Origin of the sequence: Granulicella sp. WH15, from assembly GCF_009914315.1 — a bacterium.
In the GTDB taxonomy this organism is placed as follows: Bacteria; Acidobacteriota; Terriglobia; order Terriglobales; family Acidobacteriaceae; genus Edaphobacter.
Genome location: NZ_CP042596.1, coordinates 3853801 through 3869457 on the forward strand (window position 1 = coordinate 3853801; position 15657 = coordinate 3869457).

14 protein-coding genes and 1 tRNA gene are annotated in these 15657 nt (G+C 63.1%); 6 read left to right on the forward strand and 9 right to left on the reverse strand.

Annotated features, from left to right (window positions below):
- Positions 1–64 precede the first annotated feature (64 nt).
- Positions 65–141: transfer RNA gene (locus tag FTO74_RS15950), tRNA-Arg, on the reverse strand.
- Positions 142–186: 45 nt separating this feature from the next.
- Positions 187–828 carry a hypothetical protein gene (locus FTO74_RS15955; protein WP_162539033.1) on the reverse strand — a complete coding sequence of 214 codons (642 nt, stop codon included), beginning with the start codon at positions 826–828 and terminating at the stop codon, positions 187–189.
- A gap of 143 nt (positions 829–971) precedes the next feature.
- Here FTO74_RS15955 and FTO74_RS15960 point away from each other — a divergent pair, with 143 nt between their 5' ends.
- From FTO74_RS15960 to FTO74_RS15970, 3 genes are read left to right on the forward strand one after another with little or no spacing between them, the layout of a single operon-like run.
- Positions 972–2711, forward strand: coding sequence for a metallopeptidase TldD-related protein (locus tag FTO74_RS15960; protein ID WP_255462322.1), 1740 nt, complete (start codon positions 972–974; stop codon positions 2709–2711).
- Positions 2708–4405: a metallopeptidase TldD-related protein gene (locus FTO74_RS15965; RefSeq protein ID WP_255462323.1), complete on the forward strand. Its 1698-nt coding sequence runs from the start codon at positions 2708–2710 to the stop codon at positions 4403–4405. The genes FTO74_RS15960 and FTO74_RS15965 overlap by 4 nt, the downstream gene beginning before the upstream one ends.
- Positions 4406–4418: 13 nt before the next feature.
- Entirely contained in the window at positions 4419–4910 is a 492-nt protein-coding gene (locus tag FTO74_RS15970) for a hypothetical protein (protein ID WP_162539034.1), read from the forward strand.
- Here the strand turns inward: FTO74_RS15970 and FTO74_RS15975 are convergent.
- Both FTO74_RS15975 and FTO74_RS15980 read right to left on the reverse strand, forming a co-directional pair.
- Positions 4903–5679, reverse strand: a complete 777-nt coding sequence (locus tag FTO74_RS15975) for a septal ring lytic transglycosylase RlpA family protein (protein ID WP_162539035.1) — start codon at positions 5677–5679, stop codon at positions 4903–4905. The two genes, FTO74_RS15970 and FTO74_RS15975, sit on opposite strands and share 8 nt — an antisense overlap.
- On the reverse strand, positions 5679–5942 hold the full coding sequence (locus FTO74_RS15980) for a hypothetical protein (RefSeq protein WP_162539036.1): 264 nt from the start codon (positions 5940–5942) through the stop codon (positions 5679–5681). The genes FTO74_RS15975 and FTO74_RS15980 overlap by 1 nt, the downstream gene beginning before the upstream one ends.
- Before the next feature lie 304 nt (positions 5943–6246).
- On the opposite strand from FTO74_RS15980, the gene FTO74_RS15985 reads away from it, so the two are divergent.
- Both FTO74_RS15985 and FTO74_RS15990 read left to right on the forward strand, forming a co-directional pair.
- Positions 6247–7104: a hypothetical protein gene (locus FTO74_RS15985; RefSeq protein WP_162539037.1), complete on the forward strand. Its 858-nt coding sequence runs from the start codon at positions 6247–6249 to the stop codon at positions 7102–7104.
- A gap of 374 nt (positions 7105–7478) precedes the next feature.
- Entirely contained in the window at positions 7479–10106 is a 2628-nt protein-coding gene (locus tag FTO74_RS15990) for a patatin-like phospholipase family protein (RefSeq protein WP_255462326.1), read from the forward strand.
- A 315-nt stretch (positions 10107–10421) separates the two neighbouring features.
- Here the strand turns inward: FTO74_RS15990 and FTO74_RS15995 are convergent, their stop codons facing one another.
- Positions 10422–11135 carry a hypothetical protein gene (locus FTO74_RS15995; RefSeq protein ID WP_162539038.1) on the reverse strand — a complete coding sequence of 238 codons (714 nt, stop codon included), beginning with the start codon at positions 11133–11135 and terminating at the stop codon, positions 10422–10424.
- Between the two features lie 392 nt (positions 11136–11527).
- Between FTO74_RS15995 and FTO74_RS16000 the strand changes: the two genes are divergently transcribed.
- Entirely contained in the window at positions 11528–12040 is a 513-nt protein-coding gene (locus FTO74_RS16000; RefSeq protein ID WP_162539039.1) for a polymer-forming cytoskeletal protein, read from the forward strand.
- 51 nt (positions 12041–12091) lie between these two features.
- Here the strand turns inward: FTO74_RS16000 and FTO74_RS16005 are convergent, their stop codons facing one another.
- The 4 genes from FTO74_RS16005 to FTO74_RS16020 form a co-directional block, all read right to left on the reverse strand.
- Complete coding sequence (locus FTO74_RS16005) at positions 12092–12487, reverse strand: DUF2752 domain-containing protein (RefSeq protein WP_162539040.1); 396 nt, start codon at positions 12485–12487, stop codon at positions 12092–12094.
- 13 nt (positions 12488–12500) lie between these two features.
- Positions 12501–13256 (reverse strand): DUF4339 domain-containing protein, encoded by a 756-nt coding sequence (locus tag FTO74_RS16010; RefSeq protein ID WP_162539041.1) that lies wholly within the window; start codon positions 13254–13256, stop codon positions 12501–12503.
- A gap of 95 nt (positions 13257–13351) precedes the next feature.
- Positions 13352–14950 carry an alpha-amylase family glycosyl hydrolase gene (locus FTO74_RS16015; RefSeq protein WP_162539042.1) on the reverse strand — a complete coding sequence of 533 codons (1599 nt, stop codon included), beginning with the start codon at positions 14948–14950 and terminating at the stop codon, positions 13352–13354.
- 127 nt (positions 14951–15077) lie between these two features.
- Complete coding sequence (locus FTO74_RS16020; RefSeq protein WP_162539043.1) at positions 15078–15656, reverse strand: TetR/AcrR family transcriptional regulator; 579 nt, start codon at positions 15654–15656, stop codon at positions 15078–15080.
- Between the last annotated feature and the right edge of the window lies 1 nt (position 15657).

Below are 15657 nucleotides of genomic sequence, written 5' to 3' on the forward strand. Positions count from 1 at the left end.
CTTCCTCTACCGGATTGGGGGCAGACGCGACAGGACACCCCAATAAGTCGTTGATTCCAAATACTGGTAGGCGAGGCAGGGATCGAACCTGCAACCCCGAGCTTAGAAGGCTCGTGCTCTATCCAATTGAGCTACTCGCCCGTACCGATTCGATTGTAGCCCGCCGGACGGCGGCGATGCGAGAACTTATCGGCGCGGCGTGCTCGCCGGTTCTGTAGCCTTGGGGCGGAACTGCGCGAGGTCTTTGCTGCGGATGAGTCCGGCGACCGCCTCGAGCGCCGTCTCCCAGTGGCTGTAGGCCGAGGCAGCGTCGGCGCCCAGGGCGCGCACGTAGACCGTGATGGCGAAGCCCTCCTGCGGGCCGGTCAGGTCGACCAGCGCGGGGCGGAGGACACACTCCAGCGCGGCCAGCGGGTGATCGAGCGGCTCGGCGTGGCGGACCAGGCGGTGCAGCAACTGTTCATGCTGGTGAAACGAGGCGAACAGCGACCGCTCGCGCCAGATGAGGTCGAGGTAGCTGGCGAAGCCGAAGGGCTGTTCCTCGGGAAGGTAATCCAGCTCGAAGTGCAGGCGCTCCAGTTCGTCCGGCGTCGCGGTCCAGGCGTCGCACTTGGCCGTGAAGACAGGCGAACGGACCGCGTTGAGCGCGCGCAGGGCGTGCATCAGCGCAGGGTGCTGTTCGGCCTCGGGCAGGTAGTCGAGGTCGTAGGGGTTCTCGCGCAGATCGACGAAGCCGGCGCCAATCGACGGGTCGTCCGTGTCGTGGTTCCAAGGCACGACCAGCACAGGATCTTCGGCACCGCACTCGACAGACCAATCGGAGAGCATCCGTATATTATCTCAGGGATTCGCGTCGGCAAGGATCAAACTGCGGAGACAAGCGCCGCGCGCCGCCGTCTAAAAAGCGGAGTGCAAATTCATTTAGACTCGGCCTCAGTCTCATCTTTGTCGGGGAAGGTCTGGAATCCATTTTGAACAAGCGTAGGTGGTGGGCAGGTGTGATGGCCGCCTCGCTGGCGGCAGCGCCAGCCTGGGGTGCGGAGGCAAAGGGCGCGGTGCGCGTCGAGAGCGGCAAGGCCGATGCGGTGCTGATCGGCGCGATGGAGCTGGAGTTGGCGCGGGCGATGACGTCGCTGGGCAGTGATGCTGCACAGAAAGGAACGCAGCCGACGCCGAAGCCTTACTTCATCAGCTATGCCGTCTCGGATGCCGAGAGCGTGGCGATCTCTGCGCAGTTCGGCGCGATCACCGGCAGCAACCAGAGCCGCCGCCGCAACGCCGACGTGCAAGTGCGGCTCGGCAGCGCGGCCGAGGACAATACGCACGGCGATCATCGCAACTCCGCCTTGACCACTATGCCGCTGCCCCTGGTGGACGACCGCGAGGCCATCGCGCGGAGCCTGTGGTTTGCGACCAATCGCGGCTATGGACGGGCGCTCGACGGCTTTCTGAAGGTGAAGACCGAGCAGCAGGTGCGTGCTCGGGAGGAGGATGCTTCGAATGATTTTTCCGTCGAGAAGCCTGCCTCCGAGATGCTGGCTCCAGCGCCGAAGCTGACGATCGACCAGGAGGCATGGGAGAAGCGGCTGCGCGAGATCTCCGCGATCTTCAAGGGTTTTCCCGATATCTTCTTCAATAACGTCTCGCTACAGGCTTCGAATGAGACGGACTATTTTGTGTCGAGCGAAGGGGCTAAAGTCGCGACGCCGAACCATGTGGCTCGGCTTGTCGTGGTGGGCCGCACGCGTGCCGCCGACGGCATGGACCTCTTCCGCGTAGAGACTTTTGAGGCCGACGAACTGGGACATCTGCCCGATCAGAAGACGCTGCTCGAGAAGACCACGGCTATGGCGAAGAACCTTGAAGAGTTGCGCGCCGCGCCGATCACCGAGCCGTTCGATGGACCGGCGATCCTGAGCGGACGCGCAAGCGCGGTCTTCTTCCACGAGGTGCTGGGGCATCGTCTGGAGGGCCAGCGGCAGCGAGGCGATGATGAAGGGCAGACCTTCACCAAGCTGCTGAACAAGCCTATTTTGCCGACGTTTCTCTCGGTCGCCGATGATCCGACTGTCGCAAAGTTCAACGGCGTGCCGCTGAGCGGGCACTATAGCTATGACGATGAAGGTCAGCCTGCGCGACGCGTCGAACTGATTAAAGATGGCGTGCTCGATACTTTCCTGATGTCGCGGCAACCCATCGCCAGCTTCCAGAACAGCAACGGCCACGGCCGCGCGGAGAGCGGACACATGCCCACGGGCAGGCAGGGCAACCTCATCGTGACCTCTACCAAGAGTGTGAGCGACGCGGAGCTGCGCACGATGCTGAAGGCCGAGGCGAAGCGGCAGGGCAAGCCGTATGGGCTTTACTTTGAGGACATCTCCTCGGGCTTCGCGGTGACCACGCGGCGCAGTCCGCAGGCGTTTCAGGTGATTCCGCTGGTGGTCTATCGGGTCTTCGTCGATGGACGACCGGATGAACTGGTGCGCGGGGTGAGCATCGTGGGCACTCCGCAGGCCGCGCTGAACCGTATTCTCGCCACGAACGATAAGCAGGATATTTTCAACGGAATCTGCGGGGCCGAGAGCGGAAGCATCCCGGTGAGCGCGGTCGCGCCCGCGATGCTGGTGAGTGAGATCGAAACCCAGCGCCAGTCGCAGGGCACAGCCAGACCGCCGGTGCTTGGGCCGCCCGCGACGGAGGGGACGCGATGAAGAATATGCACTACTTTTTGTTACATACTGCTTTAGGACTGGCATTTGCTACTAATTCAGTTGCTTGTTTTGCCGTGGACACGCCTGCGCCTGCGGTTCTGGCTGCGGCGGAGAGTGCCGCGGCTCAGGACAAGATGTTGCAGGCGATGCTGGCCGAGTTGGAGCGAGAGAATAGCGGGCTGGTACTTGAGGGTATGCAGCGGCCTTACTTCATCGAGTATCGCCTTGATGACATCGCCAGCTACGAGGCCGTGGCCAACTACGGCGCGCTGACTCGCGAGGAGCAGGGCCATCAGCGGGTCGTCCGTGTCACCGTGCGGGTGGGCGATTACAGCGCCGATTCCAGCTCGCTACGCGGTGATGGGGCCATTCAGCTTGCGCCTGAGGACAATGATCCCGCGGCGCTGCGCTATGCGCTCTGGACCGCGACGGACGATGCCTATAAGGCCGCGCTGCGTGCGTATGCCGCTAAACAGGCGGACCTGAAGCGATTTGAAAAGGTGCAGCCCGAGAAGGACTTCGCACCGGCGGCGCCCTCGATTCACATTGGGCCACTGGTGAAGATGGAACTCGACCGGGAGGAGTGGAAGCGTCGCCTGATCGATGCCAGTGGAGCTTACCTGAACGATGAGCAGGTCTCCGCGGCGGCGGCCGATGTGCAGTACTCGTCCTCGAATCTGCGGGCTATCGTGGTCAATCGCTATCTCGTCAATACCGAGGGGACTGTGCTGCGCCAGGGGTACTCGGGCTATGCCGCGAACATCAGTGTGAGTGGACAGGCTACGGATGGGATGCGCCTGGGCCGCGACAATGGAACCGTTGGAGTACACGCCAGCGAGCTTGAGTCGGCGGCGGCGTTTCACCAGCGCGCGGTCGATGATGTGAAGAGCCTTGAGGCGCTGCGCAACGCGCCTGTGGCCGATGCCGAGGACTATCATGGCCCCGTGCTCTTCAGCGGCGATGCGGCGGCTGATGTGCTCGACCGGCTGTTTGTACCTAACGTTGAGGCGGATCGTCCTGATGCGGGAACGACGGCTCGCACGCGCGGCGCGTACACATCCAGTTACAAATCGCGGGTGCTGCCCGAGATTCTAAACGTGGTGGACGACCCGCTGCAGACGACCTTCAACGGCAAGGCTTTGCTGGGTTCTTACTCCTTCGACGACGAGGGCGTGGCCGCGCAGAAGGTTGAAGTCGCCACAAAGGGCAAGCTCGAGAACTACCTGATCGGGCGTACGCCGGTGCGTGATTTTCCCGCGTCGAACGGACACGGCAGAGCCGCGCTGGGGCAGGCTGCGCACTCGCGCGCGGGCGTGCTGCTCTTCACCGCGACCACGCCTACTCCGGCTGCCGAGATGCACAGCAAGCTGCTCGCAATGGCGAAGGAGCAGGGGCGGCCCGTGTACGAGGTCGAGACCATGGGCGGCGAGGCGACGCCGAGGCTGCTCTACCGGGTGCAGCCCGACGGTAAGCGCGAACTGATCCGGGGCGCGGTCTTCGATGAACTGGATAACCGCAGCCTGCGCAGCGATATCGTTGCGGCTGGGGACGACTCTTACATCTCGAACACGCTGGGCACGGTGCCTCAGACGACCATAGCGCCGAGCCTGCTGTTCAGCGATATTGGTGTGAAGCGGGCGTCGGAGGAACAGCAGAAGCTACCGTACTACGCACCGCCGACGCCGGAAAAGTAACGGAGATTGTTACGTGAATATGCAGGGAGTTCGACTTACGGTTGTGGCGCTGGTGGTCCTGATGCTATACGGCAGCAGACTGACTGCGGGCTCCGCTCGCAAGACTCCGGATGGGCTCAGCTTCGGGATGAAGCCGTTCGTGATGATCTCGCGGCTGCTGGCGCTGCTGGTCTACATCGGCTACTTCATCTACTCGGTGCGGACCAGCCGGTTCGTGATGCCCGCGTGGCTTCCCATCGTCATCCTGATCGTGGTGGGGTTCAGTATGATTCAGCTTCCCGGAACGATTGTCCTGGGACCGGATTCGCTCTCGCAGAGGTTCTGGCTGCTGAAGACGAAGGTGATCCGGTATCGCGATGTAAGTTCCGTGCAGGTCTTCGGAGCGGGGCGCGCGGTTCGCGTCATCGGCGATAACCGCGTGGTGATTACTCATACAAACAACCACTCGGCGGCTGAGGAGTTCAAAGCGGAGATGGTGCGACGGACCGGGAAGCAGCTTAGTTAAGACGAGTGAGGTATGGCTCCGCGTCCGGGATGTGGATCGAGTCGGCGATCTGCTCGGCGTGCTGGCGGTCGGACTGTGCCGGATTGATCCGGACCCAGTGCCCTGTCGGCCCGGCGAACTCGATGACCTTGGCGTTCGCGTAGCGTCGCATCAGATCGTTCTTTAGCTGGACGGCCTCGCTCTGGTCGAGGAACGCGCCGATCTGCACGCACCAGCGCCCGGCGGGGTCGGCGGTGTTATGCGCGAAGGCCTCGATCTTCACCTTGGCCACGCCCGCGCGATAGATGCCGGTGGCCTTGGCCGCAGCCAGCGAAAGATCGAGCACGCGTCCCTGCACGAAGGGGCCGCGGTCGGTGATCTTTACGACCACGCTCTCGTTAGTGGCCAGGTTGGTGACGCGCACGGTGGTGCCCATAGGCAACGTGCGATGAGCGGCGGTCATGGCGTTCTGGTCGAAGATGGAGCCGTCGGCGGCCTGGCGGTTATGGTACGGCGGCCCGTACCAACTGGCCAGCCCGATCTCGGTGGAGACCGGCTTGCCGTTGAGATCGTCCGGCGGCAGCGCGGGCCGGGGCGCGACGCTGCCTTGGGTAGAAGGAGCGGGCCGGTAGGCCGGGCGGCTGGTGGAGTTGATCGGCGGGGGAGGAGGCACGTAAGCGGTCTGCTGTTTGTGATGGCAGCCCGTCAGGACGACCAGCAACAGCGCCAGCAGCAGCGGCGCGAGCGTGCGAAGGTTCGGTGGCGTGTTCTTTTTGGGGAAAGGTGACATCACAGATCGGATTTGCTGGGCGGCGGCGGGTTTTGCGGAGGCCGGGCGTCGTCCATGCGCTGGGCCAGCCGTTGCAGCTCGTTGGCGGCAACTCGCAAGGCCTCGGAGCCGTAGCGGCGAATGTCCGGGACGACCTCGTCGTTGATGTAGCCGATGAGGCGCTGCACGTCGGTCTCGACGCTCTCGCCGGCTTCACGCAGACGCTGCTCCCACGACTTGGAACCGGGCTGATGCGATGGGTCGTGCGATGGATCGAACGGCATGGGCAGGCCCCTCCCATGTTCAGTATGAAAGCGCCGGGACCGTAGAGGAGTAAAAATCGCAGGCGCGGTGCCCGCGGAGTAAACCGCACCGAATGAGCCTGCCCGTACAACTACTCACCCAATGTGAGCGTCCGATGAACAAGGGAACCGATAGGACCACAGGACGGGCAGGCCGCTCTCGCCAGGGCAACGCTTGGGTGAGCGCGGTTTTTTGCGTCTTCGCTCCAGCTCACCCATGCTTCAGGTTCGAAGATGCTTTAAAGACGGGATTGCCGTCTATAGAAGAAAGAGCACGTTGAAGACAATGATGAATCGTTCGTACACCGATGTGACCAAGATGCGAGACAGCCTACAGCAGAGTTTCCTGCTGAAAAAACTTATGTGGGGAGTGGCGCTCTGCGGCATCGCCATCGTTCCCTGCCATGCTCAGGACACCGCAAATCCGGTAGAGGTATCCTCTTCGGCTGGCGCTTCTCTGCTTCCCGACACTTCCCTGCTTCCCGATGCGCCGGGCTTCTCGACTTCCTACGCTGCAAGCCATGAAGGCGTTGCGGACGACGCATTTGCCGCGCAGCCTACGCAGACCCGCGTCGCCAGTATGCACGACCGCACCATCCGCGTGGGCGTGACCGCTCCTCGCCTGTCGGTTGGGGATAAGATCCTGCTCGGCCTCTCCGTCGCCACCTCGACCAAGGCGATGATCGGATGGGCTGCATCCGCTACCTACGAACAGGCGATCGACGGAAGCCCGAACTACGGGCAGAGTGCAAAGGGCTTTGTGCAGCGGTTGGGAGCCGCGTCGGCGCGCGCCTCCTCCAATACCATCTTCACCGACTCCATCCTGGCTCCAATCCTGCACGAGGACCCGCGTTACTACGAGATGGGCAACCGCTCCGGTTACATCAAGCGGTTCTTCTATGCGGGCACGCGCACCATCATCACGCGCGACGACAACGGGCACCCTACACCCAACTTTGCGATGCTCGGCGGCAACCTGGCCGGAGCGGCGCTGACCCAGGCGTACTATCCCTCCAGAAACACCGGCTTTGGGCCGACGATGAAGACCTTTGGCGGGTCGATGGCTGGAGCCGCCGTGGGGTTCATCGTGGAAGAGTTCTTCCGCGACTCCATCGACCGGCTGTATCACAAGGCGACGGACTAACCTGTGTCTCCTCTTGATCCTCGCGCTGTGATGTACCGTTAAGTTGTGATGGAGTTGCCGGCAAAACATCTCGAGGCCTTAGTCTGTCCGGTCTGCCGTCAGGGCCTGCGGCTGGATGGCAATACCGTGGCTTGCACGGGATGCGGGCGGAGATATCCGGTTGAAGATGGGCTGCCGGTTCTGATCTCAGCCCGAGCCACTCCGGCTTGAGCCCGTGGGTGGCTGAAGGTGACTCCCCAGTCCACCTATTTTCAGCATCTTATTTTCAGCATCTTAGCTCAGATGCGAACATCTCCTGGTCCACAGGGCTTGTGCTGTCGATGTAACCACCGGATGTACTCGCGCATCTCAAACGCTTTGTATACGGTTGAAGCATGATCTGGAATCGCACGCTGCTATTGGCAGGATCGCTTTGGTTTGCCCTTGGGATCGCTGCCGCTGCCCAGAGCTCAGGTCAGCGCGAAGGAATGGACTCGCCCGATGCGAAGGCCTCCTCTCAGCCTAGCCAGAGCCTGCCCGCGGCCGAGACCAACGCCATGAAGGGCAAAGCCACCCAAGGCAAAGCCGGGGCGCAGGGCGATACGGCCAAATCGACTACGAACAGCAGCTCAGGAGAACGGCTCGCGGCCAGCGGCAGGCAGACCAGCAAGTCTCCCCTAGACCCCTCGGTGGCTCCCGTGAACAACACCGGTCGGCCCCGCATCGGGCTGGCGCTGGGCGGCGGCGGCGCGCTGGGCTTGTCCGAGGTCGGCGTGCTGCAGTGGTTCGAAGAGCACCATGTTCCTGTCGACGTCATCGCGGGCACCAGCATGGGCTGCATGGTCAGCGCGCTCTACTCCAGCGGTAAGACGGTGGAGCAGTTGAAGGTCGTGATGAACGACTCGGTCTTCAACTCCGTCTTCAGCTTCGGCGCGGATTACAAGTCGCGCAGCTTCCGGCGGCGCGAGGACTCGCGCGAACTGCCCAACGCCGTGACCGTGGGCCTGCGCAAACGCATTTCCTTCCGCAACTCCCTGCTGACCGACCAGGGTCTGAATGCCTTTCTTGACCGACAGTTCTTTCGCTACGACGACCAGATCGACTTCAACGACCTCCCCATTCCGCTGCGCTGCCTCTCGACCGATCTGAACGAGGCGCGGACCGTGACCTTTGCGCGCGGCTCTATCCCCAATGCTATTCGGGCCTCGGTCTCGCTGCCCGTCATCTACCGTCCGTTCGAGATGGACGGGCACCAGTACGTCGATGGCGGGGTGCTCGAAAACCTGCCTGCCCGGACCGTGAAGGATATGAACGCGGACGTGGTGCTGGCCGTCTCGCTGCCGATCTCACCCGTGGCCCCCGGCGATCTGGGATCGATCTTCGGGGTGCTACAGCGTAGCTTTTCAGTGGCGATCGAGGGCGCGGAGCGGCAGCAGCGCAAGCTGGCCGACGTGGTCATCATGCCCGATCTGAAGGGTTTCTCCGCCACCGACTACCTGAAGACGGTGGAGCTTTCGAAGCAGGGCTACGCTGCCGCCGAGGAGCACAAGAGTGAGCTGCTGAAGTATGCGTTGAACGATGCGCAGTGGGCCGAGTATCTGGCCCAGCGGCAGTCCAAGCGGCGCGGCCCCGCAGGCCCGGTGCTAAGCGTGAAGGTGGACGCTCCCAACGACAGCGCCACCCGCGCGGTACAGCGGCTGTTTGCGCCGATGGTGAACAAGCCTGTCGATACCGCGAAGATCGAGGCGATGCTCGATGAGATTCGCAGCGACGGCCGCTACGACGCGGACTACGCCGTCGGGTACTATACGGCGGCGCAGTCCGCGGCACTGGGGCGGAAGCTGGCAGCGAACGGCGATATGGCCCCGGCTGTCGCGCTGGATGTGAAGACCGGCCAGGCCGTCGATGGGAAGGGTCTCGAGGTAGCTCCGGGAACGTCCGGGCCAGTCGCGCCCGACCAGAGCGCAGCCACGCCGGAGCAGTTGGCCGAGATCTCCGCGCGGCCTGTACTGCTGGTGAAGGTGACGGATAAATCGACCGGGCCGCCGTTCCTGCAGCTGGGCCTCAATATCGAGGCCCAGACCACTGCCGTGACCCGCGCGACGCTCGAAGGACGCCTGATCCAGCAGGATCTGGGCGGCTACGGCGACGAGCTGCGGACGATCATCCGGCTGGGCTACCAGACCGAGCTGAACAGCGAGTACTACCGGCCGATCCAGCTCATCTCCGCACCCTCGAGCCAGTTCTTTTACGCTCCCCATGCGGACCTGCTGCGGCAGCCCTTCTCGATCTATACCAATCAGGTGCGGCTGGCGGACCGGCAGTTGCAACGGTTGGGCGTCGGGGCCGATGTCGGCTGGGGCAATGCCCGGAATCAGGAGTTGCGCGCGGGGTTCGAGTACAACTACGTCGACTGGCAGTTGCAGGTGGGTGACGATCATCAACCGAGCTACACGGGTGGATCGCAGAGGGCACGGCTGCGTTATATATACGACACGCAGGACCGCAATCTGGTGCCGCAGTTTGGGATTCACCTGGTGTCGGAGGCGTCATATCTGTACGAGGCCGTCGGTAGCCGCAACGCGCCTCAGCTCTACGGACAGGGAAGCTTCGCTCACGCGCTGGGCAAGAGGAAGGACTCGAAGAACCTGCTGATCTTCGCGGGTGAAGGCGGCACGATGTTCCATCGGGATGTCGCGCAGCCCTTCCGCTACACGCTGGGCGGGCCGCTCCGGCTCTCGGCCAGCGCGATTGACGAGTATCGCGGCACGGATTACTGGCTGGTCGAACCGGCGATACTGCGCAGGATCGCGAAGATGCCGAGCCCGCTGGGGCAGAGCATCTACGTCGGCGCGGGGTACGAGTATGGGCAGATATTTGCTCCAGGCACGGATGCCATCCATCGGCAGGATGTGTACTTCGGCATCGTGGCGGAGACGCCGCTGGGCGTGATTACGCTGGCTCCGACGTTCGGCGATGCGGATCATCGTAAGTTCGTGTTCACGCTGGGCAAGCTCTTCTAGGCGGGGGATTGGCGGATTGGGCCGGGCAAAGAAAGCATACCTCGGGGGCTAAAGCCCGCATGAGTGGCGGGTTTTAGTGTCGGGGCTAAAGCCCCGACCTACCCCAGAAGCAAGGGCAACGGCAAAAACAAAAACAAGGGCAAAAACAACGGCAACAGCAAGAACAAAAACGAGAGCAACGGCAGAAACAGATTCCTCCGCTTCGCTCCTGAATGACAACCAAGAAAACAGGCAACGGCAACAACAAGTTCTTTATGGTTGAAGTTCTTGTTTTTAATCCGCCTTGATCCGTCTTATCCGCGTTGGGCTTTTCGATCAGGGCTGCTCATCCGCTGACTCTCCTTCCTCGACCAGCGAGGTCGAGCCGACCACGTCGAAGGTGACAGGCTCGCCGCCGGTGGGCTGGAGCGTCGCGCGCATGGGCAGGCGCTGCCACGTCGCAGGCCGGCAGACCGGGATGAAGTGGTTCGGCTGCGGCCACGGGCCGATGATCTTCTGGGCCACCGGCTTGCGCGCGCCGAGCTGCGCGACCAGCGCCACCAGCCCTCCCCGAGCGGTCGTAGCAATGCCACAGTAAGCCGCGTAGTCGCGGTACCAGGCCACGTTCGAGACTGCCGAGTCGAAGTCCGGCAGGTGCAGCGCAGTGATGTGGCCCGTCACCCGGTCCACTGTGAGCCAGGGGCCGGGCTGCCAGACCCAGTGCGGCTCGCGGTCCTGCGGCAGTGCATCGTTCAGGTGCAGGGCGCGGCGTATCGCGAAGGTGCGGTCGGTGATTTCGTGCAACTCGCCGGTCGTCCACTCGCGCTGGCGCTCGTCGACGATGAGCGGGCGGACCTTCAGGCTGGTCGAGTCCTCGTCCTTCTCGTCGGCTGGGGTATCGGGCGCGAGATAAGGGACGCGGCGCGCAGCCCCCAGCACGACGCTGTGGGTGCGGGGCGGAGAGGCCGGACGCGGTGGGCGCGGAGTCTGTCCAACTGCGGACACGGCAAGCAATAGCAGAGGCACAGGAGCATAGGAAAAGGTCTGCATCCCCGGAGAGTAGGGCCTTCGGCGATGGCTTGCAAGGGGCACCATGCGCGACGTTACTAAAGTTGCCTCCGAGACCCATTTTGGGCTCGATTGCACCAGATCCGCGGCAGGGGTGTAACTGTCTTGAGTCTCCCCTGCGATTTCTGGCACAGGGAGGGCGGTATGGCGGGAGTTTTCAAGAAAACGCACACGCCCGAGAGTAGTATCGTGGAGAAAGAGCGCACGACCGGCGCATGGAGCATCCGGCGGCGGCCTCCGCAGACAAGTAGGCGGACATAACTGGAACGACACTCCATCTGCCCGGCTGCATCGAAGTAAAAGTGTTCAAACGGCATCGGACAAAGCGCCTTTAGGCATCTTATTCAGACAGTAAAGGAAGGAATTACCGAATTATGTGGAAGCCAAACCAGCCAAGCACGACACCCCAGACCCCAGAGCGGATGACGCCGGCACCCGCGAGCTTCGAGACCAACGCAGCGCGCCCCGCTGCCACAGGCACGACCGCAGCTCCGGGAACGGGCGAGCAGGCGACGATCGGCAAGTCGCTCATCATCAAGGGCGAGGTCTCGGGCTCCGAGTCGCTGTACATCGACGGCAAGATTGAAGGCACGATCAACCTGCCGGGCAACCGCGTGACGGTGGGCCGGAACGGTCAGGTCGCTGCGAATATCCTGGCTCGCGAGATCGTCGTTCTGGGTAAGGTGCGTGGAAACTGCCAGGCGGCGGATCGCGTGGATATCCGCAGCGAAGGCTCGCTGACCGGCGACGTGATCGCGGCGCGTATCTCGATCGAGGACGGCGCGTTCTTCAAGGGCGGCATCGACATCCGCAAGCCGGGCGCTGGCGACCAGAAGGCTGGCGTGCCTCCCGCGACCGAGCCTGCTGCGACGACGACCACCGCTTAAGCTCGTCTGCAATACGGAAAAGACCCGGCCTTGTGCCGGGTCTTTTCTTGCTTAGACGACGGTGTTGCGCAGGATGGTGAAGATGATGGCTGCGGCGTAGAGGGCTGTCATCCCTGGAGTGGGAACTCTGGGCCAGCGTTGTTGGGTGTAGGCACAGGCAGCGTAGGTGAGGACCAGCGGCAGAAGAATGACGAAGAGCGCGTTGAGATGGAACGCCTGCTGGAGATGACCGTGGAGGAGTGCGGCCAGGGAGCGGGTGGCTCCGCAGCCGGGACAGAGCAGGCCAGTGAGGGCGTGGATGGGGCACGGTGGGTAGATAGGTGTGCTGGCCGGGGGATAGCGATAGAGCAGTGCGAGCGCTGCTAGTGAGAAAAAAGCAACAGCAAGTGCGCCCTTACGCCGGGCGGGCGGCACTTCGTGCGGTGCTGGACGCTTCGCGTGAGGCAAGGCATTTACCCCACTAGTAGCGCGGAGCACCGAACCGGGCCGCTGCCTTCAGGGCGTTGATACGGTTGAGATGGTACTGGAAGTAGAGGCCGCCGAAGAAGAAGGTCATCACCCCCGAGAGGCGCAGGCCGATCGGCTCAGGGCCGTTGAAGTGTTCGAGCAGCGACTCGCGGTGCTGGAAGCGGGCGATCAGCTTGAGCACCCAGAAAGCGAGGCCGATGAAGCCGCGCATGGCATACTCGCCGGAGCTGTGGTGGTAGACGACACCAGAGCGCGCCATGAAGATGGCGCTGCTGAAGCCCGTGACGAAGGTGACGGCCATGTAAACGAGATAGAGCAGGTCCGCGCCGATGTAGTAAAAGAGTGCGGTGCTGTTGGGTTGGACGCGGCGGGTCCAGGCAGCGACGATGAGGTTCCAGACGTACTGAAAGAGCGAGCAGGTGACGAGGTCGAAGAGCAGGACCAGGCCCCAGTTCAGGTTGGGCGGGTCGGGGTACTGATCGACCATGACCGACGGGGCGGGTTGGGAGTAAGCAGGAGTGGGCTCGAAGGGTGCAGACTGGGCTTGAGGCTGAAACTGGGACTGGGGCTGGGGTTGCGCCGTCTGGGGTTCGGCGGCCAGGAGCTGAGAGACCGGAATCCACTCGGGCATATCTTCGTTCTTCACCAGATCGGTGGGCTGAACGTTGCCGGTAGCCAGGTAACGCTTGAGATCTTCAAGGGTGTAGGGTCCGTACTGCTGGCCGTTGCGTGAGATCTGGTAGTGCATGGGAGGGAACTCCTGAGATGACTGCTCGACGTATGACCGATGAAAACACGGGGCGGGGTTTGGGGCAACTTGATTGTTGTAATAGCCGGAATGAGCTATGAATTGGGTTCGAGAAGGACGATGGCTTCGTTGGGACGGAGCGTGGTTGGGGCGTCCGTTGTATCCACAAAAGAGCTGAGGAGGAGACGGCCGGATTGCGGAATGGGCCGTGGCTGGTCTGTGAAGTTGAGGTGAATCTGAATGGTCTCATCGGCGGAGGTGCGCCGATAGGAGAGGACGCCGTCGCGGGATTGCACGTCGGCGATGGAGCCGAGGCTAAGAGCGGGGTAATTGCGGCGCAGGGTTAGCAGCGTGCGATAGAGCGTGAGGCTGCTGGCTGCGTCGGCGGATTCATGCTCGACGGTGAGCTGGCCGGTGGGGTCGGCGAAGGGGAGCCAGGGGTGGTCGGCTGTCGTAAAGCCGAAGCCGGGTGTGGAGTCCCACGGCATCGGGGATCGCTCGGGGTCGCGGCCCTGACCGATGCCGGGCTGGTTCTTCTCGGCGGGGTCCTGCACCTGGTCGGGCGCGATGGCGGCGTTGGGCAGGCCCAGTTCGTCGCCGTAGTAGAGCGTGGGGGTTCCGCGCAGGGTGAGGAGCAGCACCGCCGCCACGCGGGCCTGCGCGGGGCCGATACGGCTGGTCAGGCGGGTCTGGTCGTGGTTGCCGAGGACCCAGTTGGGCCACGCGCCCGTGGGCAGCAGCGCCTCGTAAGTCGTGATGAGCTGGGCGATGCGGTCGGCGCTCCACTCAGTCTGGATGAGGTGGAAGTTGAAGGGCATGTGCGCGCCGGTGAGGGTGTCGGGATGGCCGTAGTAGGCGATCAACTCCGCGAGCGGCAGGTAGATCTCGCCGATGAGGACGCGCTCGGAGTAGGTGTCGAGCAGGGCGCGCATCTCGGCGACGATGCTATGGGTCTCGGGCTGGTCGGCGGTGTAGCGGGGCAGCACGGACCAGGAGGTGGAGTTGCCGGGACGCCAGTCGGGGTTGGGCGGGTTGTCGCGGAACTGGTCGTCCTTGATGAGGAGCCAGAGGACGTCCATGCGGAAGCCGTCCACGCCCTTGTCGAGCCAGAACATCATGGCGGCGTAGATGGCAGCGCGGACCTCGGGGTTGCGCCAGTTGAGGTCGGGCTGCTGGGTGAGGAAGGAGTGGCAGTAGTACTGGCCGGTCGCGGGGTCGAGCGTCCAGGCCGGGCCGCCGAACTGGCTGGTCCAGTTGTTGGGCGGGCCGCCGTCGGGAGCAGGGTCGCGCCAGAGATACCAGTCGCGCTTGGGATCGGTGCGGCTGGATCGGGAGGCGAGGAACCAGGGGTGCTGGTCGGAGGTGTGGTTGGGGACGAAGTCGAGGATGACGCGGAGGCCGCGAGAGTGGGCGGCGGTGAGGAGGGAGTCGAAGTCGGCGAGGGTGCCGAAGAGTGGATCGACGCCGGTGTAGTCGGCAACGTCGTAGCCGAAGTCGGCCATGGGCGAGGGATAGAAGGGCGAGATCCAGATGGCCGCGATGCCGAGGGTGGCGAGGTAGTCGAGGCGGCGCTCGATGCCGGGAAGGTCGCCGATGCCGTCGGCGTTGGTGTCCTGGAACGAGCGCGGGTAGATCTGATAGATGACGCCAGAGCGCCACCAAAGAGCCGAGTGCGGAGAGGTCGTCGGAGTCATATGGATTGGATGGTACTTCGTACCGTCCTCGGAGCGGTACAGGGAAATTATCTTCTGAGGGCTCCCCGTTGGTCGGCATCGAGCATCTCTATTCCCGGCGAACGGGAGAGCCACGCAATACGTCGAATTACTCGGCTGCGATGGCAACCCATACCGTCTCGGCGATGTTCTTCAAGGTCGGCGCGGAGTAGTTTTTAGGAGACTTCGAAAGATCTGATGCCAGGCCGAAGAAGATGCTGTTGATGGCTTCGGGCGGCAGATCTTTCAACACCCCGCCCTTCTTCTTCGGGCGGAATAACTTGATGAGGCTGGCGGCCTTGGGATCGACCTCGTCAGTTGGAGCCGCTGCGCAGTAAGGCGAATTGAGGTACTGATCGAGAAACCGCTTCTCGCGCAGGTGCGTGCGATAGAAGTGGTAGGCGTTGAGCCACACATGCACGGCCACCTGATGCGGCTGCATCTGCTCTGACAGGCCGCGCAGCAGCACGTCGCGCTTAAGCGACTTAACCCGCGCGTAGAGGGCGTGAATGATGTCGTCTTTACTGGAGAAGTAGTGGTAGATGACGCCGGGGCTGGCACCAGCGCGCTTGGCGAGAACCGACATGGGTGCGTTGTGAAAGCCACGCTCGACGATGAGATCGAGCATCGCGTTCAGGATTGCTTCTTTCTTGTCGGGAGTCTTTTCGGCCATCGCAGTCTGCTTCATA

Bases quoted from the DNA above. Each gene is read 5' to 3' on its own strand.
- FTO74_RS15955 (WP_162539033.1), bottom strand. From the start codon at position 828: ATGCTCTCCGATTGGTCTGTCGAGTGCGGTGCCGAAGATCCTGTGCTG.
- FTO74_RS15965 (WP_255462323.1), top strand. From the start codon at position 2,708: ATGAAGAATATGCACTACTTTTTGTTACATACTGCTTTAGGACTGGCA.
- FTO74_RS15975 (WP_162539035.1), bottom strand. From the start codon at position 5,679: ATGTCACCTTTCCCCAAAAAGAACACGCCACCGAACCTTCGCACGCTC.
- FTO74_RS15980 (WP_162539036.1), bottom strand. From the start codon at position 5,942: ATGCCGTTCGATCCATCGCACGACCCATCGCATCAGCCCGGTTCCAAG.
- FTO74_RS15985 (WP_162539037.1), top strand. From the start codon at position 6,247: ATGATGAATCGTTCGTACACCGATGTGACCAAGATGCGAGACAGCCTA.
- FTO74_RS15990 (WP_255462326.1), top strand. From the start codon at position 7,479: ATGATCTGGAATCGCACGCTGCTATTGGCAGGATCGCTTTGGTTTGCC.
- FTO74_RS15995 (WP_162539038.1), bottom strand. From the start codon at position 11,135: ATGCAGACCTTTTCCTATGCTCCTGTGCCTCTGCTATTGCTTGCCGTG.
- FTO74_RS16000 (WP_162539039.1), top strand. From the start codon at position 11,528: ATGTGGAAGCCAAACCAGCCAAGCACGACACCCCAGACCCCAGAGCGG.
- FTO74_RS16010 (WP_162539041.1), bottom strand. From the start codon at position 13,256: ATGCACTACCAGATCTCACGCAACGGCCAGCAGTACGGACCCTACACC.
- FTO74_RS16015 (WP_162539042.1), bottom strand. From the start codon at position 14,950: ATGACTCCGACGACCTCTCCGCACTCGGCTCTTTGGTGGCGCTCTGGC.
- FTO74_RS16020 (WP_162539043.1), bottom strand. From the start codon at position 15,656: ATGAAGCAGACTGCGATGGCCGAAAAGACTCCCGACAAGAAAGAAGCA.